At 72.0% G+C, this 18,790-nt stretch carries 15 protein-coding genes; 5 read left to right on the top strand and 10 right to left on the bottom strand.

Features of this window, described 5'->3' with window-relative positions:
• Positions 1-89: 89 nt before the first annotated feature.
• On the bottom strand, positions 90-677 hold the full coding sequence (locus tag IH26_RS0124765; RefSeq protein WP_034215911.1) for a TetR/AcrR family transcriptional regulator: 588 nt from the start codon (positions 675-677) through the stop codon (positions 90-92).
• Between the two features lie 77 nt (positions 678-754).
• Here IH26_RS0124765 and IH26_RS0124760 point away from each other — a divergent pair, with 77 nt between their 5' ends.
• The gene (locus IH26_RS0124760; protein WP_030438620.1) at positions 755-1,393 is read left to right on the top strand and encodes an NAD(P)-dependent oxidoreductase; all 639 of its coding nucleotides are present in this window, start codon (positions 755-757) and stop codon (positions 1,391-1,393) included.
• Positions 1,394-1,436: 43 nt separating this feature from the next.
• Here the strand turns inward: IH26_RS0124760 and IH26_RS0124755 are convergent, their stop codons facing one another.
• Positions 1,437-1,799: a hypothetical protein gene (locus tag IH26_RS0124755; RefSeq protein ID WP_211268746.1), complete on the bottom strand. Its 363-nt coding sequence runs from the start codon at positions 1,797-1,799 to the stop codon at positions 1,437-1,439.
• 181 nt (positions 1,800-1,980) lie between these two features.
• On the opposite strand from IH26_RS0124755, the gene IH26_RS58225 reads away from it, so the two are divergent.
• The gene (locus IH26_RS58225; protein ID WP_245665483.1) at positions 1,981-2,472 is read left to right on the top strand and encodes an ATP-binding protein; all 492 of its coding nucleotides are present in this window, start codon (positions 1,981-1,983) and stop codon (positions 2,470-2,472) included.
• Here IH26_RS58225 and IH26_RS0124750 read toward each other — a convergent pair.
• Positions 2,373-4,046: a S53 family peptidase gene (locus tag IH26_RS0124750; protein ID WP_030438618.1), complete on the bottom strand. Its 1,674-nt coding sequence runs from the start codon at positions 4,044-4,046 to the stop codon at positions 2,373-2,375. The two genes, IH26_RS58225 and IH26_RS0124750, sit on opposite strands and share 100 nt — an antisense overlap.
• A 473-nt stretch (positions 4,047-4,519) precedes the next feature.
• Here IH26_RS0124750 and IH26_RS0124740 point away from each other — a divergent pair, with 473 nt between their 5' ends.
• Positions 4,520-6,361 carry an ABC transporter ATP-binding protein gene (locus IH26_RS0124740; RefSeq protein WP_051808472.1) on the top strand — a complete coding sequence of 614 codons (1,842 nt, stop codon included), beginning with the start codon at positions 4,520-4,522 and terminating at the stop codon, positions 6,359-6,361.
• Here the strand turns inward: IH26_RS0124740 and IH26_RS0124735 are convergent.
• From IH26_RS0124735 to IH26_RS0124720, 4 genes are all read right to left on the bottom strand, one after another.
• A complete protein-coding gene (locus tag IH26_RS0124735) occupies positions 6,358-7,824 on the bottom strand; it encodes a response regulator (RefSeq protein ID WP_157437371.1) in 1,467 nt (488 codons plus the stop codon). The genes IH26_RS0124740 and IH26_RS0124735 overlap by 4 nt on opposite strands.
• Positions 7,825-7,834: 10 nt before the next feature.
• Positions 7,835-9,880, bottom strand: a complete 2,046-nt coding sequence (locus IH26_RS56070; RefSeq protein ID WP_051808471.1) for a hybrid sensor histidine kinase/response regulator — start codon at positions 9,878-9,880, stop codon at positions 7,835-7,837.
• A gap of 31 nt (positions 9,881-9,911) precedes the next feature.
• A complete protein-coding gene (locus IH26_RS0124725) occupies positions 9,912-12,377 on the bottom strand; it encodes an aminotransferase class I/II-fold pyridoxal phosphate-dependent enzyme (RefSeq protein WP_051808470.1) in 2,466 nt (821 codons plus the stop codon).
• A 105-nt stretch (positions 12,378-12,482) separates the two neighbouring features.
• On the bottom strand, positions 12,483-13,037 hold the full coding sequence (locus IH26_RS0124720; protein ID WP_157437370.1) for a hypothetical protein: 555 nt from the start codon (positions 13,035-13,037) through the stop codon (positions 12,483-12,485).
• A gap of 43 nt (positions 13,038-13,080) precedes the next feature.
• Here IH26_RS0124720 and IH26_RS0124715 point away from each other — a divergent pair, with 43 nt between their 5' ends.
• On the top strand, positions 13,081-13,755 hold the full coding sequence (locus IH26_RS0124715) for a response regulator transcription factor (RefSeq protein WP_030438612.1): 675 nt from the start codon (positions 13,081-13,083) through the stop codon (positions 13,753-13,755).
• Positions 13,756-13,759: 4 nt separating this feature from the next.
• On the opposite strand, the gene IH26_RS0124710 is transcribed toward IH26_RS0124715, so the two are convergent.
• The 3 genes from IH26_RS0124710 to IH26_RS0124700 all read right to left on the bottom strand — a co-directional run bounded on the left by IH26_RS0124710 (position 13,760) and on the right by IH26_RS0124700 (position 17,810).
• A complete protein-coding gene (locus IH26_RS0124710) occupies positions 13,760-15,127 on the bottom strand; it encodes a sensor histidine kinase (RefSeq protein ID WP_030438611.1) in 1,368 nt (455 codons plus the stop codon).
• 51 nt (positions 15,128-15,178) lie between these two features.
• Complete coding sequence (locus IH26_RS0124705) at positions 15,179-16,804, bottom strand: proprotein convertase P-domain-containing protein (protein WP_051808469.1); 1,626 nt, start codon at positions 16,802-16,804, stop codon at positions 15,179-15,181.
• Positions 16,805-17,081: 277 nt separating this feature from the next.
• Entirely contained in the window at positions 17,082-17,810 is a 729-nt protein-coding gene (locus IH26_RS0124700; protein ID WP_030438609.1) for a class I SAM-dependent DNA methyltransferase, read from the bottom strand.
• A 128-nt stretch (positions 17,811-17,938) separates the two neighbouring features.
• On the opposite strand from IH26_RS0124700, the gene IH26_RS0124695 reads away from it, so the two are divergent.
• Complete coding sequence (locus IH26_RS0124695; protein WP_030438608.1) at positions 17,939-18,748, top strand: SAM-dependent methyltransferase; 810 nt, start codon at positions 17,939-17,941, stop codon at positions 18,746-18,748.
• Positions 18,749-18,790 lie beyond the last annotated feature (42 nt).

Below are 18,790 nucleotides of genomic sequence, written 5' to 3'. Positions count from 1 at the left end.
ATCCGCGCTGCTGCGCCCTCCGCGCGATCGTCTCGCAGCCGTGTGTGCTGACCAACCGGCCCGATCGACTACCTGTCGTGCGTCGGCTGTCACCCGGAAGGGCTCAGCGCGGCCCACAGGGTAGCCGAGTAGCCGGTCACGGCCCCCCGGTCGGGGGCGCCGCCGCGGAAGTGGCTCAGGAAGGCGTGCTGGAAGCAGGCGCCCATCAGCAACCCGGCCGCGGCGACCGGGTCGGCGTCGGCGCGCACGCGGCCCAGCTCCTGTTCGGCTCGCAGGTAGCCGGCGAGCCGGTCGTTGACCTTGTGCGGCCCGGCACCGAGCTGACGCAGCCGGGAGCGGTGGATGTCGAAGATCGCCGGCTCCGCGAAGATCGACCCGAACAGCGGGAAGTTGTCGTGGTAGAACGCGGTCGCGGCGGTCGCGATCGCGTCGAGGTTGCCCTCGACGGTCCCGCTGCCGGGCGCGGCACCGAGGGCCCGGTGCAGCGGCTGAAAACCGGGCGACCGCTCCTGCAGCACGCCGAGGAAGATCTCCGACTTGTCGGCGAAGTGCTTGTAGAGCGCGGCCTCGGAGAAGCCGGCCGCCTTCGCGATTTCCTTGGTGGTGGCCCGGGCCAGGCCGCGTTCCCGGATCACTCGCAGCGCGGCGTCGAGGATCAGCTCGCGGGTCTGGGCCATCTTTTCCCCTTGACATGGTGAGCGTTTACTAACCATCCTAGTGGTGAGTAAGTACTTACCAACCTAGGGATGTCGTCATGCGCCTGATCGTCTTTGGAGCCACCGGCCGCATCGGCCTCGAGATCGTCCAGCGCGCTCTCGCCGCTGACCATCGGGTCACCGCCGTGGTCCGCGATGCTGCGCGGCTTGCCGTGTCCGACGAGCGGCTCGAGGTGGTCGAAGCCGACCCGTTCGACCCGGCCGCGATCGCGCCGGCGGTCAAGGGCCAGGACGCGGTGCTGTCGGCGCTCGGACCGCGCCCAGGCGGGCCATCCACGGTCTGCAGCCAGGGCGCCGCCGCGATCACCGAGACGATGGGCCGGGTCGGCGTGCGGCGGCTGCTCGTGGTCTCGGCATCGGGGCCGTACATCGATCGCGGCGACGACCCGCTGACCCGCTTCGTGGTCAAACCGCTGCTCAGTCGAATGCTGCGGGAGGGCTTCACCGACCTGCGGGCGGCGGAGAAGATCGTGCGGACGAGCGACCTGGACTGGACTATCCTGCGGCCCTCGCGGCTGACCGACGGGCCGGCACCCGCACGGATCCGGCGCTCGCGCGACCGCAACCTGCCGTTCGGGCTGTTCACGCCGCGGGCTTCCGTCGCCGCCGAAATGTTGCGGGTCGTCGACGACCCGACCGCGGTGCGGCACTCGATCGCGCTCGCCAAAGCCTTTTGACTCGGGTCACATGAAGCCGGAGCCGTCGATGTGGCCGCCGTCGTCATGAGTTCTTGGGCTGGGTGTTTGTTGATTCGAGGTGGTGGGTCATGCGTTCGAGGACACGGACGGCGGTGCGGTATTCCTCCGGGCTGATGCCGGACGTGGATAGTTCGCGGAATGCGTCGACCCGCGAGGCGACGGTGGTGAGGCGCCGGTTGCCTCCCGTAGTGAGGGCGAGCTGGCCCGGCGCCGGTCGGGTCGCCCAGCCGTCGGTGTGGACAGTGTCGATGGCGGCGGTCAGCGTGGCCGCGTCGGCGTTGGCGGCGAGGGCGGCCAGGATGTCGGTTTCGGCTATCTGACCGGCGTCTCCGATCACGTTGAGGACCTGCCAGGCGATCCGGGTCAGGCCGAATTCGGCCAGCATAGCGTCCATGTAGCGGGTGAGGGCCTGGGAGCCTGCCCCGCCAGCCGGTCGACCTGACCGCCCTCGCCGCGGTCGCGGTGGCCGGCGAATCGGCCCGGGTCGAGGAGCGCGCCGTACGGATGACCCTGGCCGCCCCGACGGCCCGGCGCCGGTCCGGGGCATCCGGTCCGCGCTGCGGCGGGTGGTCTCGGAACTGCTGGCCAACGCCCTGTCGCACGCTCCACCGGGCGGCCTGATCACGGTGACCGTGCGCACCGTCCGGGACCACGTCGAACTCGCCGTGGCCGACACCGGCGAGGGTTTCGATCCGGCCGACGCCGACCGCCTCTTCGATCGCTTCCACCGCGGCGGCACCGCCGGTGACCGCCGTTTCGGCCTGGGCCTGGCCCTACTCATGGAGGTGGTGACCAGCCACGGCGGCACCATAGTGGCCGACGCCTGCCCGCGCCGGAGCCGGTCGCCCGGCCCGATCGCGGGATATCGCCGTGCCCCGCTGGCATGGCGCCGCCGGAACGCACGTGAACGACGAAGGCGCGCCGCGACGTGGTTGTCGCGGCGCGCCCCGGGCCGGATTCAGCTCACATTGACGGCGGTGTCGTCGATCAGGAACGAGGTCTGCGCGCTGGAGTCCTCGGTTCCGGTGAAGGTCAACGTCACCGACTGGCCGATGTAGGCGGATAGGTCGAGCGTCTTCTGGGTGTACGCCGAGGCGTTGAGGTTGCTGTAGGTGGCCAGGGTGGTGGAGCCGGCCTTGACCGTCAGTTTGTCGTATGCGGTGGAGGTGGTTGTCTCGGCGGTGTTGATGCTCAGGTAGAACGACAGTTTCGCGGTGGTGCAGGTCGAGGGGATGGTGACGGCCTGCGAGAGGGTGTCGGTGTGGGTCGAGCCGTAGCCGTCCAGCCAGGCGAAGTAGCTGCCGGCGTGTGGGGTGCTGCTGCCCGAGGCGGTGGTGATGACGCCGCTGCTGGCGGTCCACGTCGTGTTGCCGGACTCGAAGCCGGGGTTGCCCAGCAGCTGGCCCGCGGTGCAGGTACCACCACCACCGCCGGTGCCGCCGCCGCCGGATCCGGTGGAGCTGAACGCGGCGACACCGTTGGGGGTGCCGAGCCCGGTCGGGCCGTCCCAGCCGCTGCCCGCGGTGCAGATCGGCGCGCCGCAGCTGCCGTTGCTACCCGAGGTCACATCGTTGAGGTTGCTCTGGTGCGCGTACGGGTAGGACGCCGGATAGTCCGAGCTGCCCGGGGTACCGGCGAGGGCGTAGACACCGGCGATGATCGGCGCGGAGGCGCTGGTACCGCCATACACCGACCAGCCGGACGCGCCGTAGGTCTGGTAGACCGCGACACCGGTGGCCGGGTCAGCGACCGCGGAGACATCGGCCTCGGCCCGCTTGGAGCAGCTGGTGGTGACGGTCTGCCAGGTCGGCTTGCTCTCATACGCCGAGCAACCCGAACCCGCGCTCGTCCAGGCCTTCTCGGTCCAGCCCCGGCTGGCCGAGGACGACTTGGTCAGCGAGGTACCACCGACCGCGGTGACATACCGCGAGGTAGCCGGATACTCGGCCCCGGTGCCGTCGTCGCCGGAGGACACGGTGATCGCGACGCCGGGATGGTTCAGGTCGGCGTCCTGGCTGGTCTCGCTGCTGCTCTCCGAGCCGCCCCAGCTGTTGGAGACATACTTGGCGCCCAGCGACACCGCCGAATCGATCGCGCCGAACAGCGAGTTGTCATCGGCCGACGCCGCCTCCACCAGCAGAATCTTGCAGTTCGGGCAGACCGCCGAGACCATGTCCACATCCAGCGAGATCTCACCCGCCCAGCCACTATCCGCAGTCGGCAGCGGGCTGGTCTGGCCGCTGCCGTTGACCTTCTTGAAGCAGCCGTTCGCGGTGGTACACGCCGGCAGACCGAACTGGGAACGGTAGGTGGCCAGGTCCGACTCGGCGTTCGGGTCATCGAACGCGTCCACGATCGCCACGGTGGCGCCGCTGCCACCGGTCGGCAGAGCGTAAGCACTCTTCAGATCCGCCGGGCTGATACCCGACGGGGCGGCCGCAGCCGCCAGTGCCCGCACCGACTTCAGGTCGGTACGGCGCAGCGCGAAACAGCGCATGATGCCGGGACTGGTGACGGCGGCACAAGAAGGCGTGACCGAGACGGACGCCGCCTGTGCGGGCAGCGCCATGCCGGTCACGGTGCCGGCGGCGACGGTGATCGCCGTCAGCACGGTGCCGAGAACAGGTTTCATCAAAGGGCTCCTCGTCGGCCCGAAGGGGGGTGGTAGCGACAGTTAACCCAAAGACGAGGACCAATGGAATAAGAAAAGGCCAGATATGGATCAACTGATATGGAAGCGGAGCGTCCCCTCATCCTCCATGAATAGATACATGTAAAGATAAGTATTCGTCGCCGGGCGACTAAGACTCCCTTAAGGTTTTCACCCGGGGATCACAGGACGCGCACACTCGACGGACAAGGACCGGGCATAGCTTTCTTCTCGTTCGAGCCTTCTGGCTGAGGAAACACGAGAGAAAGGGGCCACCGACATGGCCATCAAGATCCTCCCGAAGAAGCCCGCCGCCAAGCCCGCCGCCAAGAAGTCGGCGTGCACGACGGCGAAGCCGAAGGCTACCGCGCACAAGCCGGCACGGTAACGGCCAAGTCGGGGCCGGCGGAGATCCGCCGGCCCCGCTCCATGTCCGGGAAGGGCGTTCGGTCACGATGTCAAACCATTCTGCTGGCGGGCAGATCGGCACCGCCTGGCGCACCCTGAAACGTTTCTGGCCGTTTGCCGTGCCGGACCGGAAACTGCTGATGTACGGCGGCGCGCTGGCCTTGCTCGCGGCCGGTTCCGAGGTGGCGGCGGTCTATTTGTTCGGCGTCATAACAGATGAGGCGCTGTCCGCCAGGAAACTGTCCGCGTTCTGGGCGCCGGCCGCGCTGTGGCTCGGCGCGGCGGCCATCGGGGCGTTCGCCACCTTCCGCGCCGACTGCATGACCTCGCTGGCCGGCGAACGTTTCCTGTTCCGGCTGCGCAACAGCGTCTTCGCCCGCGTGCAGCGGCTGCCGCTGGACTTCCTGGACAGCAGCCGGCTCGGCGACCTGATGACCCGGCTCACCGACGACGTCGAGGCGATCGAGGGGCTGGTCGCGTCCGGGCTGATCCGTACGGTCACGGCTCTGGTCAGCGTGGTGGCGTTCGCGGCCGCCGCGTTCGTGATCCGCTGGGACCTTGCCCTGGTGGCCTGCCTGCTCGTGCCGGTGTTCTGGCTGGTGTCCCGCTCGATCGGCGGCAAGGTGCAGGCGGCCGCCCTCGACGAGCGGCAGAGCAACGGCAGCATCGCGAGCGTCGTCGAGGAGAGCCTGTCCAACCAGGCCGTCGTGCAGGCGTACAACCGGCAGCAGGTCGAGGAGCGGCGGCTCGCCAAGGAGGGCCGGACGTGGCTCGAGGCGCGGATGGCCGAGGCGCGACTGAGCTCGATGTACGGGCCGATCGTCCAGGTCGTCGAGACCGTGTGCATCCTCGTCGTGCTCGGCATGGGCGCGTGGGAGCTGTCGTCCAGCCGGATCACGCTGGGCGGCCTGCTGTCCTTCGCCGCCTTCCTCGGCTACCTCTACCCGCCGATCCAGTCGCTCGGGCAGTTCTCGCTCACCGCGGCCGAGGCGGCCGCCGCCGTCGAGCGGCTCGACGACCTCGCCCAGATCCCGCCCGCGGTGGAGGACGGCGGCGCTCAGGACAACGGGTGGCGCGCCCGGGGCCGGATCGACGTGCTCGAGGTGGGCTTCCGGTATCCGCGGGCCGAACGCTCCACGGTGGACGGGCTGTCCTTCTCGGCCGATCCCGGCGAGCTGGTCATGCTGGCCGGGCCGAGCGGCGCGGGCAAGTCCACCGTGACCAAGCTGCTGCTGCGCTTCTACGACCCGGCCGCCGGGCGGATCCTGATCGACGGGCGGGACATCCGGCAGATGCCGCTGGCGACGCTCCGCGAGAACGTCACCCTGCTGCATCAGGAAAGCCAGCTCTTCGGCGGCAGCGTCTACGACAACATCGCGTACGGGCGGCCGTCGGCCAGTCCCGACGAGGTGATCCGGGCCGCGCGGATGGCCGAGGCGCACGAGTTCATCGCCCGGCTCCCGGAGGGCTACGACACGAACATCGGGCATCGGGGGCGGCTGCTCTCCGGCGGCCAGCGCCAGCGCATCGCCATCGCGCGGGCGCTGCTGCGCGACACCCCGATCCTGGTGCTCGACGAGCCGACGACCGGCCTGGACCGGGAGACCTCGGCGCGCATCATGGAACCGCTGCGCCGACTGATGGCCGGCCGTACCACCATCATGATCGCGCACGACACGCGGCTGGGCCTCGTGCCCGACCAGATCGTGACGTTGCCGGGCGGGTCCGCCGAGGAACCGCCCCCCGCGACCCCGCCGCGCCGCACCCCGACCGCGCGAATCCCGGCCCTGACCACCCCGCCGCACACCGGCCCGATTCCGGCCCTGGTGCCGTCCCGCTTCGTCGGCCGGGCAACGCCGAGGGCCACCGGCCGAGCCCAGCTTCCCTAGGCGGACCGGGCCGCCAGGGCCGGTTCGCCGAGCATCCCCTCCAGCCAGGCGCGGACCTCGTCCTGCGAGGCGCGCAGGTCGGGCAGGACCGCGGCCGCGCCGGCCAGGTCTCCGTCGGCGGCGGCCATGCCCACGAAGGCGCAGGCGCGGGCCAGCCGGATGCCGCCGAGCAGTTCGCTGGCCTCGCGCAGCGTCTCGGCCGCCGCCTGGACTCGCAGCGGCGCGGCCTCCGCGACGGCCGAGGCCAGCGTGTCCACCCGCGCCTCGAGGTCGTCGAGATAGGCCCGGATCATCCGGCGTACCTGCTCCTCGTCGCCGTCGCAGCGGCGTCGCAGCCGGGTGATCGCCGCCGGGTCGACCTGGGCGGCGGTGGGTCCGGGGCGGCTGAGGACCTCGAGGAGGGTCTCCTGCAGCTGGGTGAGATCCAGCGGCTTGGTCAGGAATGCGTCCATGCCCGCGGCGAGACATCGTTCCCGATGCCCGGCCGACGCGTCCGCGGTGACCGCGACGATCGGCGTCCGGCCGGTCAGGTGGCCGTCGCGCTCGGCCGCCCGGACCCGCCGGGCGACCTCCACCCCGTCGATGTCGGGCAGGTGACGGTCCACGAGCAGGACGTCGTACCCGCCCTCACGCAGCGCCTTCAGGCCGGCCAGGCCCTCCTCGACCACGTCGAGCTCGTGCCCGAGCCGGCGGAGCTGGCGCTCGGTGAGCAGCCGATTGACCGGGTTGTCCTCGATCAGGAGCACCCGCAGGGTTGCCGGGCGACCGGCGGGCTCGTCCGCGGCCACGCCGGTCGCGCGCAGGTCGACATCGAGGGCCAGGGTGGTCACCCGATGTGTCTCGGCGACGGTGAGCTGCGCGCCCAGCCGCCGGATCATGCGGTTGGTGAGCAGCAGCATGGGGTCCTCGGTGCCGGACGGCGGCGTGTCGGTGGTCAGCGCGGTGATCTCGGCCGCGGTGAGCCCGGCGCCGTCCCACCGTACGCAGGCCCGGATCCGCACCGTCCGATCGGCGAACGCGCTGGTCCGCTCCACCGAGAGCCGGATGTCGCGCCCGTCGTGGCGTACCGCGCATTCGGCGAGGCCCAGCAGGGCGTGGCGCAGCGCGTCGCCGTCGCCGTCCACCGTGGCCGGCACGTACGGGTTCACCTCCGTGCGGGGCGGCGCGACCGGGTCGGCGGTGGCGGCGACCTCGGCGAGCAGTTGCTTGACCGGGATCCGCTCGGCCGGGCCGGGCCGCGGGTCGGTGAGCACCTGGACGAGGGCGGTGACGCGGTCACCGGCCAGTAGCAACGCCTCCCCGCCCGCCCGCGCCTCGCGCACCAGCGACCGGCCCTCGTCGTCCAGGTCGGTGGTGCCGAGCAGTTCCAGGAAACCCAGCAGCGAGTGCAGCGGCGTACGCACCGCCTGGCCGATCGCCGTGGCCAGGAGGCTTCCCACCGCGGGCTCGATCTGTCCCGTCACGAGCGGCTCCTCAGGCGCGTACGGCACGCAGGGCGTGGGCGTCGACCTGCGCCAGCAGGGACGCGATGTCGACCGGCTTGGGTAGGAAGGCGCTGGCGCCGGCCGCCAGCAACCGCCGTTCGGTGCCCGGCGTGAGGTCCGCGGTCACCATGATCACCGGCGTGGCCGCGACCGCCGGATCGACATGCCCCCGGACCGCGGCCAGGATCTCCCCGCCATCGCTGCCGGGCAGGTGCAGATCGAGCAGCACGAGGCAGGGCCGTACCCGCTGGATGGTCTCGACGCCGTCGGCGCCGTTGGTGACCGTCACGAGGCGGATGCCGGGCCGCCGCGAGAAGATCCGCCGCATCAGCGTCAGGTTCGACGGGTTGTCCTCGACGTAGACGACCGTCTCCGACTCCGGTTCGGTAGCGGCGACGGGGCCGTTCTCGTCCGCGGGCGCCGCGGCGAGCGGAAGCTCGACGGTGAAGGTCGAGCCGCTGCCGACTGTGCTGTCGACGGTCAGCCGGCCGCCCATCGCCGCCACCATGCTCTTGGTCAGCGTCAGGCCGATGCCGGTGCCGTCGACTTCGGTGGTCTCGGCGCCCAGGCGCTCGAACGGGGTGAAGACGTCGGCCAGCCGGTCGGGCGCGATACCGATGCCGGTGTCGGCCACCTCGATGCGGACCCGGCCGTCGCCCTCGTGCCGCTGCCAGCGCACGTCGACCCGGCCGGCCGGCCGGTTGTACTTGATCGCGTTCGACAGCAGGTTGACCAGCACCTGGGTCAGCCGCTGCTGGTCGGCGCGGACGAAGGTGACCGCGTCCTCCACCGTGATCGCCAGGGTGATGTGCTGATCGGCCGCCGTGGTCCGGACCAGATCGAGACTGGCGTTGACCACCTCACGTACCCGGATCGGCTCGAGCGACATGGACAGGTTCCCCGACTCGATCCGGGAGATGTCCATGGCGTCGTTGATCAGGCCGAGCAGGTGCCGGCCCGCGCGGCGGATCTGCTGGACGTTGTCCTGCTCGTCCTCGCCGAGCTCGGCGAACTCCAGGAGCTGGGAGAAGCCGAGGATCGCGTTGAGCGGCGTGCGCAGCTCGTGGCTCATCCGGGACAGGAACTCGCTCTTCGCCCGGCTGGCCCGTTCCGCGACGTCGCGGGCCCGTTCGGCCTCGTCCCGCGCGGCGCCGACCGCCTCCGCGGCGGCCTTGCGCTCGGTGACGTCGTGCAGCACGCCGGAGAAGCCCACCGGAACACCCTCGGCGTCGAAGACCGCCCGGCCCTTGACCTCCATCCAGCGGACGCTGCCGTCCTTGGCGAGGAACCGCACCTCCCGTACGCCCGGGCGCCCGGCCATCGCGGCGACCATGTGCTCGGCGGCGAGCGCGCGATCGTCCGGGTGCACGTTGGCCATCGGATCGGCGCCCACCGTGTCGACGACGGGCCGGCCGGTCAGCTCGTGCCAGGCGTTGTTGACGTACGACAGGTTGCCGTCGGATCCGATCCGCACGACCACGTCGCCGATCTCGTCGAGCACCGAGCGGTGCCGCAGCTCCGAGGCCTCCAGCCCGGCGATGGCCCGCCGCGCCGCGAGCGTGCGGGAAACCAGATGACCGAACAGATCGAGCAGGCGTACGCAGGCCTCGGGCACCCCGCCGGCGCCCGCCGCGAATTGCCAGCAGATCAGGCCGAACACCGCGCGCTCCTCGACCAGCGGCGCCACCACGGTGACCCGCTCCGGGCCGGAGCCGAAGACCTCCGCGGCCTCGCCGGCCGGGATCAGTGCCCGCCCCTCCTGGAGGAGGTCGGCCAGCGGGCCGGCCTCCATCAGGCGCAGCACCTGGGGAAGGTGCGGCTCTGCGCCGTAGCGGTGGGCCGGGACGAACTGCTGGCGGTCGGGCGCCTTCTCGTACCGCACCATCTCCACCGCGCCGGCCGTCCGGGAGACGGCCTCCGCGTCGGCGTCGAGCGTGCCGTCCGCGCCCCCGTGGGCCACGTCGACGAAGTCCGCCGCCAGCCGGGCGATCAGCTCGGCGAGGTCCCCGTGGCACTCCGGTGGAGTTTCGCTCACATGTGCCTCGTCGGCCCGATCCGGCGGAACCTTAGGCTCCGACGGCAAGTCCCTCCTCGATCCGGTTCAGCACGTCGTGGTGGAAACCGTCGGTGGACTGCAGGTAGACCCAGCGTCGCTCAGGCTTCGCGCCGAACCGGGACTTCTGCAGGTCGGCGCTCATGCCGAAGAGCACCCGCCGGGCGCCGTGCCGCTGCGCCGAGCGGACGGCCTGCCAGAGTGTCTGCTGGTACGAGTGGTGACTCGCCACGTACCGGTAGTCCAGGCCGACGAAGAGCGGCTGGACGTGCTCGGCCCCGACGTGCTGAAGCGCGAACGCGACCGGCTCGCCGGGCCCGTCGTGCAGGGTGAGCGTGACCAGCTCCCAGCCCGGCCGCGCCAGCACCGCGTCGAGCAGCCGGCGCGGCAGCGGGTAGACGTTGAGCTCCAGGTTGCGCGCGTGCACGTCGCGGTACAGGCGGTACAGGTGGTCGCGATCCTCGGCGGACAGCGACGCGGCCTCCGCCGAACCACCGGCGTACGTGTCGATCCGGTACCGCTCCTCCCAGGCCAGCACCTTGGTGCGCTGGTGGTAGCGGGCCTTCTTCGGCAGCCCGGCGAGGAAGTCGGCGTCGCCCGCGAAGTCGATCGAGCGAGTCCACGTGTCCAGCACCGGCACCCGGGCGAAGCCCTCGCCGAGCAGCACCTCGTGCAGTCCGGCGTCGCCGTCGGGCAGGTCCCGCAGGACGATCGCGGCGGCGCCGGTCCGGTCCTCCTCGGCGCGGGCGGCGGCCAGGATGAGCCGCAGCGCCGGGCGCCAGTCGCCGGTCCGGTCCAGGTACAGATGGTCGCCCTCGCTGAGCAGCGAGCCCATCCCCACGACGGTCGAGGTGAGGTAGTACGCATCCTCGGCGCGCCGCCGCTCGACCTCGATCGACACGTGCGGCGCGGCCAGCATGTCGTCCTTCCACAGGGCGGTGGTGAAGAACGTGGCGGCCACCGGCCGGCCGGTCCCCGCCTCCCGCACGATCCAGTAGCGGAACGACCAGCGGTGCTCGGGCTCCGCGTCATCGCCGGCGAACGCGTCCTCCAGGGCACGCAGCCCTTGCCAGTCGAACACGCCCCGGCCGCCCAGCATCGCGTCCCACTCGGCCCGGTCGATCGCCTCGATCGTGGTGTGCTCCTCCAGCCGAAGCCCACCGGAACGGGCGGCCGGCACGTGGGCGACGGACGAGCGCAGGCTCACCGGCCGGCCGGCGAGCTGCCGGCGGAACGCCCGCTGCAGCGTCGCGAGGTCGTCGCCCTCGTCGGCGAGAGCCCGGGGCAGGGCGTCCGCGAGGGCCTCGACGAGACCCGCGACGTCGTCGTCGGTGTGATGTGCGGTCAGCGCGATCCGGGCGCCGGAGCGCTTCGCCGCCACCGCCGGGAACGTCGCGGTGTCGACGAAGAAGCCGGCGTCGCGGAGCCGGCCGGTCAGGTTGTACGCCACCCCGGGCCGCCCGGCGCCGACGCAGCGGATCGGCGCCTCGCTGGGGCTGACCACCGGCAGGCCGTTCTCCGCGGCGAGCTGGTTGAACAGGCGGATCACCTCGGTGAGCCGGTTCTGGCGGGCGACCACCTCCTCCGACAGGTGCAGCCGGGCGGAGGCCAGGACGGCGCCGAGCATCGGCGGCTGCACCGGACCGGAGAAGATCAGCGGCCCGCCCACGGTGAACACCTGCCGGCGGGTCTCGGCGTCCGGGAAGGTGATCGCGCCGCCGGCCGCGGCGAACGACTTGTTCAGCGATCCCGCCACCACGCTGCGCCGCAGGGCGAGCGGGCTCAGGTTCTCCAGCGCGTAGCCGCGACCGTGCCGGCCCATCCAGGAGAACGCGTGCGCGTCGTCGAGGTAGAGCCAGAGGTTGTCGTTGGCGGCGACGAGCCGGTTGAGCTCGTCGATCGGGGCGAAGTCCGCGTACATGCTGTAGAGACCGTCGGCCGCGTACCACACCCGCCGGTGGCTGGAGCGGTGCTCGTCGAGGCGGCGCTGCAGCGTCCGCAGGTCGTTGTGCGGGATCAGCTCGACCCTGGTCCCCTGGCACTGCACGAGCTTGGCGGCGGTCTGGACGCTGTGGTGCACCTGGTGGTCCAGCAGGAGCACGTCGCCGGACTCGAGAACGGTCGGCAGCGCGGCCAGGTGACCGAGGGTCGTGCTCGGGGTCAGGATCGTCTCGCGACCGAAGAGCGCGGTGAGGGCGCGCTCGGCCGCGCCGTACGCCGGGGCCGAGAGGAACGCGCGCGAGGAGGAAAACTGCGTCCCGTACCGGTCGACCGCGTCGATCACCCCGGCGCGCATCGCCGGATGCGTCTCCAGTCCGAGGTAGCTGCACGACCCGAAGTTCACCAGGTGCCGTCCGGCCAGGGTGATCGTGCGGCCGTCGAGGCGCTCGTCCTCGGCGAGGTTGTGCAGCATCCCCCGGCGTACGCCATCGGTGATGACCTCGTCGAACGCCTGCTTGATCTCCTCGGCTCGCGCCATCGACCCGTCCTCCCACGCACTGGCTTCTGCGGTCTCGCCAATCGGTTGCCCGGGGGCGTGGGTTGAGAACGCGCGCGGCACTGTGACATGGCCGACCGCCGGCCGCTATCCCGCGTACTCCTCGGCGATCCGCGCGTGCGGGCCGTCGAGCCAGTACGCGGTGATCACCGACGAGTGCGCCGGGCCGTCCAGCCGGATCACGATGGTCGTGTCGCTGCGCCGGGTGTAGCTCGCCACGTAGCCGTCGATCGGCTGGGCGTCCACGGCGTCGACCCGGGTGGCCGAGTACGCCACGGTCGCCGTGCCGCCCTCCGCGGTGATCTCGTACTCCTTCTGGTCGGCCGGCGCGGACGTGGCCGGGTGCACCGACGGCGTCGTCGACGGCTTCGGCGCTGGGCGCTTGGTCGCGGCGGGCCTCGGCGCCACGGTCGCGGACTTGGACGGCTTCGGCCGGCTCGGCGTGCTCGACACCGACGGCGCCGGGGTCACGTCGTCGAAGCCCAGGTGGACCTCGGTGTACCGGCGATTGACGTCGATCGCCACCGGGGACTCGGCGGTCAGCGCGGGCGCCAGCCCGACCCGGACGCCCAGCCAGGAGACCGTGACAGCCACCGCCGCCACGGCCATCCAAGCGGCGACATATTTGCAGCTACGCAGCATGATCACAGACTCCCTCGGTTGTATCTTCGTAGCCATGCCGCAGGTGCTGGTGATCGAAGATGATCCGGATGTACGCGACGCGGTCGGCCGGCTACTGGTGGCGAGCGGTCACGTGGTGCGGCTGTCCGAGACGGCCCTGGGCGGGCTGCACGAGGTGACGACGTGGCAGCCGGACGTGGTCGTCCTCGATCTCGGCCTGCCCGACCTGGACGGCACCGCGGTGCTGCGCCGGATCCGGGCGACCTCGCTCGTGCCGATCCTGGTCGCGACCGCCCGGGAGCAGGAGAGCGAGATGATCCGGCTGCTACGGGCCGGCGCGGACGACTATGTGGTCAAGCCGTACTCGGCCGAGCAGATCGAGGCGCGGATCGCCGCGCTGCTGCGCCGGGGCGCCGGGCGGGTGAGCGCCGAGCTGGTGGTGGGCGGTCTGGTGGTCGACCGGCGGGCCCGCACGGCCACTCTGGACGGGACGCCGCTGAGCCTGTCCCGACGCGAGTTCGACCTGCTGGCCTACCTCGCCGGGCGGGCCGGCACGGTGGTCACCCGCCGGCAGCTGCTGCAGGACGTGTGGCCGTCGGAGAGCCATTCGGCCGAGACGGTCGACGTCCACCTCACCTGGCTGCGCCGCAAGCTCGGGGAACGCGCCGCGGCGCCGCGCTACCTGCACACCGTGCGCGGGGTCGGCATCCGGCTCTCGCCGCCCGGCGAACCGGCCTGACCGGTCACAGGCGCGCATGGGTACCGCCCAGCCGTTTCCAGAACTGTCCACGCGGCGCCGCCGGCGGCGGCTGGGCCGGGTCGTCGGCGAGCGCGAGCCCGAGCGTGAGCACCACTCGCGCCCCGCCCAGCTCACCGCGGTCGATCTCGAGACGCCCGCCGGTCTCCTCGGCGAGCCGCCGGGCGATGTCGAGACCCAACCCGGTGGAGTCGCCGTCGCTGGCGCCGCGCCGGACGGCAGCCTCCGGATCGGCGAACCCGGGACCGGCATCCTGCACGGTGACCGAGGCGGACTGCGGGCCCCGCTCCACCGAGACCCGGCAGGCCGCGGACTCCGGAGTGTGGTGGAAGACGTTGCCCAGCAGCACGTCGAGGGCCTCGGTCACCACCGACACCGCGGCCGGCACCATGATCGGCTCGGCCGGCATCTCGCCGAGTTCCCAGGGCCGTTCCTGGTCCTCGGCGAGCGCACCCCAGAACGCCGCCCGGTCCGCGACCACCTCGGCCAGGTCGCAGCGCAGTCGCGGCCGGGCGGCCAGCGGCCGGCTCGCCTCGACGATCACCGCGTTGATCTCCTGCTCCAGGCGGTCGACGACGTGCAGCTGCCGGTCCCGATCGGCGCCCGGCGGCAGCGCCTCGGCGTTGAGCCGTACGGCGGTCAGCGGCACCCGCAGCCGGTGTGACAGGTTCGCGGCCAGCGCCCGCTCGGCCGCCAGGAACTCGAGGAACTGGTCGGCGAGGCCGTTGAGGGCCGCGCCCACCTCGGCGATCTCCGGCGGCCCGCTCGGCTGGGCCCGGGCGTGCAGCCGGCCGGCGCTCAGGCTCGCCGCGGTCCGGGCCAGGTCGCGCGACGAGCGGACCACCCGGGCGGCGAGCCGGTCGGCCAGGAACGTGCAGAGCGCCACCAGGACCAGCGCCTCACCGACGAGCACCAGCCACGCCTGGCCCACCCCGGCCTGCAGGGTGGCGGTCGGCACGTACACCTCGATCACCGCGACCTGGCCCTGCGGCAGCGCCACCGGGCGCAGGTAGGCCAGCCCGCCGGGGACGTCGACCCGGGTGGCGCCCGGCCGCTGCCGGGCCCGCTCGATGTCGGCGTCCGGGACCTTCGAGGCGCCGACCGTGCCGAGCGCCGGCAGGTGCGCGGCCAGCCGGCCGTCCTGGCCCGCCCGCGTACTCATGATCGAGTTTTGGACGAGATCGCGGTCGGTGGCCACCACGACGACGGCGGACAGGCCGAGCGCCTGCCGCTCCGCCTCCCGCAGCGCGCGGTCCTCGGCCGCGCTGCCGACCGGCAGGCCCAGCGGAATGACGAACGCCAGGGCCACCAGCGTCGTCACCGCCAGGGCGACCAGGACATAGCTGCGTCTCATGCGGTGCGGCCCGTCGGTCGGAGATCGGGTGCAGAACGATAACTTGTCGGCTCAGAAGGTCAAGGCCCAGGAGTTGAGGACGCCGGTGTCGCCGGCGCATCGATCCCGGACCCGCAGCATCCAGGTCCCGGCCGCCGGCTCGGCGGAGGCGTCCACCGTGAAGCCGCGCTTGACGTCGTCGGCCGAGTCCAGCCGGTTCGACGACTCGAGGCGGTAGGCCGTGCCATCCGGGGCGACCAGGTCGATCTGCAGGTCGCCGCGGAAGCTGTGGGTGATGTCCACGTCGACCCTCAGCGTCTTCGGCGCCTTGCCGGGGAGGTTCGCGGTGATCGGGGACTCGACGACGGCCCGGTCCGCGATGTCGAAGTCCGCCGGGTTCGCCAGCCGCGTCCCGGCCGGCGCCGACGTCAAGGCCGGCGTCGAGCTCGCGGTGCACGCCGGGTCCTCCCGCGACGGTACGCGTACCGCGTCCCACGCCGCCCGGACCGCTTCGAACTCGGTGCAGCCGTTCGGGTGCAGCTCCAGGGCGGCCTCCAGGGTCGCCGTGCGCACCTGGCGGTACGTCCAGCCGGAAGTCTTGCGCAGCAGGGCGTGGTAGAAGATCTGGCCCGCCGGCCCGATGCCGATGCCCTTGACCGTCCCGCCGTCGCAGGTCGGGCCGGCCCAGCCGGAACCCGCCGCGATCAGGTGGAACCAGTGGTTCAGCGGGCCGGCCGCCGCCCGCACGTCGGCGTTCGGGATGGCCGGGTACCAGCAGTTCGGGTCGCCGGCCCGCGACGGGTCGACCAGCCCCTCCGCCAGGGCGGCGAAGATGTCGGCGGTGCCCTCGACGAGGCCGCCGGTCTCGTTCGAGATGCCGCTGTCGCCGCCGGGCGTGTGGCAGAAGACGCCGCGCCCGAGCATGGTCCGGTCGTCCGTCGCCTCGTCGTCGGCGGCACTGTCGGTCCCGGCGCAGCGGTAGAACGCGGTGACGTCGTCCGGGCCGGCAACCTTCCGGGGCGTACCGCCGCTCCCGTCGATGCCGTCCCGCCCGAACCTGGCCTGGAGCATGTCCCCCGACGCCGTCCCCGCGGTGCCCATCCCGGTGGAGTACTCGTCCCACGAGCCCACGTAGTCGCCGGTGTGTGCGTCCACGAACGCGTGCACCCGGCCGGCGCCGCCGTGCTCGACGACCACCTGCCAGACGAGCAGGGACCGGTCGCCGGCGACCACCCCGAGAGCCGGGTCGCCGGCGACCGTACCGGGATGCCGCTGCCGGGCGACCGCCACCGCCCGCGCGGCCGGCACCCGGGGCGTGATGTCGACGTCGATCGGCGCCGACCCCGCGGAACTGCTCTTTACCGCACCGGTGCGATCGGTGACGACGACCACGTCGCCACCAACAAAGACACGCAGATCCTGATAGGTACGAGAGTAGTTGGCATAGTTCAGACCGCTTTCTGTGGTAGTGACGGATCGGCGGGTGAGCGACTCGCCCGGGGCCCGGGGAAAGCCGGTGGACTCGCCGGTGACGAACTGGTCGGCGGCCGCGGCGCTCAGCGCGGCGCGGTCCGGACCGGCCGCCTGGCCGCTGCCCGGAAAGACGCCGCCCACCGCGATCCCGGCGCCGAGGAGGGTGAGCGCCACGCCACCGAACGCGGTGACGCGCCGCCCGGGCCGGCGCCACGACCTCAGCACGCGGCGGCTCCCCGGCCACCATCGATCGTCGTCATGCCGGAAGTCTCGGCGGCCGGATCTTAAGAGCGCAGGAAGAGTCGCTATCGGAGCCGTAACATCCGGCCCGGGAAAGCACGAGAAAGGGCGCCCTGGCAGCCGCTGGGGTCGGCGGCCAGGACGCCCGGATGGCGGATCAGAGATCGACACGGAGGCTAGCGCCGACCCGTGAATCGCCGTTGAAATTCCGCTGAAAGCTCACGTCGCGGGGGCCGGTCGGAGTGCGGGCCCGGGTGTCGTCCTACTGCCGCTGGGTGAGGAAGACGTGCTCCTTGCCCGGGCGGTCGGGGGCGTCGCGGATGTCGGGCACGGTGAAGCCGTGGGCGAGCAGGTCCCGCTCGACCTCCTGGCGTTCGCGGAACCGGAGCGTCGAGGTCGAGCGCAGCACCTCGTCGCCGATGGTGGTCGAGCCCTCGAAGGTGACCAGGGGCGGCGACACGTCGGTCACGGTGCGGGTCACGACGGCGGTGCGGCCGTCCGGCAGGGTGACCGGCGTCGGGGCGACGTCCCAGCTCTCCCAATCCCGGACCTCGGGGCGGCGGGTCTCGAAGGCGAACCAGCCGCCGGGCCGGAGCGCCGCGCGGACCGCGGAAAGGGTGGCGGCCCAGTCCTCATCGGCGACGAACACCTGCGCGACGTTGCCGGTCATCACCGCCAGGTCGGCGGCCTCGTTCCGGCCGAGCAGAGCGGTCGCGTCGCCGTGGAGCCAGGTGACGAGGCCGGCCCGCGGTTTGGCCCGGGCGACGGCGAGCGAGGCCTCGGCCGGGTCGACGCCCAGGACCGAACAGCCCGCGCCGGCCAGCCGGATCGCCAGGACGCCGGTGCCGCAGCCGATGTCGATCACGCGGCGGGCGCCGACCTCGCCGGCGATCGCCAGGTAGGCGTCGAGATCGGACCGGTCGTCCCCGTTGAAGGTGTCATAGAGGACTGCTTGGCGGGGGTCGGCGAAGGCGGCGTCGGGTTCTCGCATCGCGGCCAACGTAGCGGCCGGCTGACGGCGTACGCACTCGGTTTTCCACACCGCGCGGGACCCCGCGGGATCGGTTTCCTCCGTAGACTGGCCGGATCACTCGGCGGTGGACCGGAAGCGGGGTGGCGGTGACCGAGTCGAGCGCATGGGTGCCCGAGGGCGTCGATATCACGGTGCCGAACGCGTCGCGGGTCTACGACTTCGCGTTGGGCGGGGTGCACAACTTCCGAGTCGACCGGGATTTCTTCACGCACGCGGAGCAGGCGATGCCGCAGTTGCGGTTGCTGGCTCAGGCGAATAGATCCTTCCTGGGCCGGGCGGTGCGCTGGCTGACCGAGGCCGGGATGCGGCAGTTCCTGGATCTCGGCTCGGGCATTCCGACGCTGGGCAACGTGCACGAGGTGGCGCAGGAGACGCATCCCGGCACGCGGGTGGTGTATGTCGACATTGATCCGGTCGCGGTGGAGCAGAGCAACAGCCTGCTGAGTGCCAACCGGTACGCGACGGCGATCCGCGGGGACCTGCGTGACCCGCAGGCGATCCTGCGGGATCCGAGGTTGCTGGAGTTCCTCGACTTCTCCGAGCCGGTGGCCGTGCTGATGGTGGCGGTGCTGCACTTCATCCCCGACCGGGACGACCCGCGGTCGATCATCCGCGAGTTCGGCGGCGCCCTGATGCCGGGCAGTTACCTGGCGCTGTCCCACGGCACGCTGGAGTCGACGCCCGAGGGTCGTGCGCAGCAGGAGACCGTACGCAAGCTGTACGAGCAGACCCCGACGCCCTTCGTGGTCCGGGACCCGGAGCAGGTGGCCGCGCTGATCGAGGATTGCTTCGACCTGCTGCCGCCGGGGGTGGTCAGCGTCGATCAATGGCGTCCCGACCCCGAGGACGACGAGTTGCCGCAGCCCGTCCTGGCGGCGGTCGGCCGCCGCCGATAGCAGCGGCATCACTCTCCTGAGTGACGGTTTCCCTGCCCGTTT

Origin of the sequence: Actinoplanes subtropicus, from assembly GCF_000721705.1 — a bacterium.
GTDB lineage: Bacteria > Actinomycetota > Actinomycetes > Mycobacteriales > Micromonosporaceae > Actinoplanes > Actinoplanes subtropicus.
Note: the sequence above shows the minus strand (reverse complement) of the source record. Positions and strands in the feature narration are given on the sequence as shown.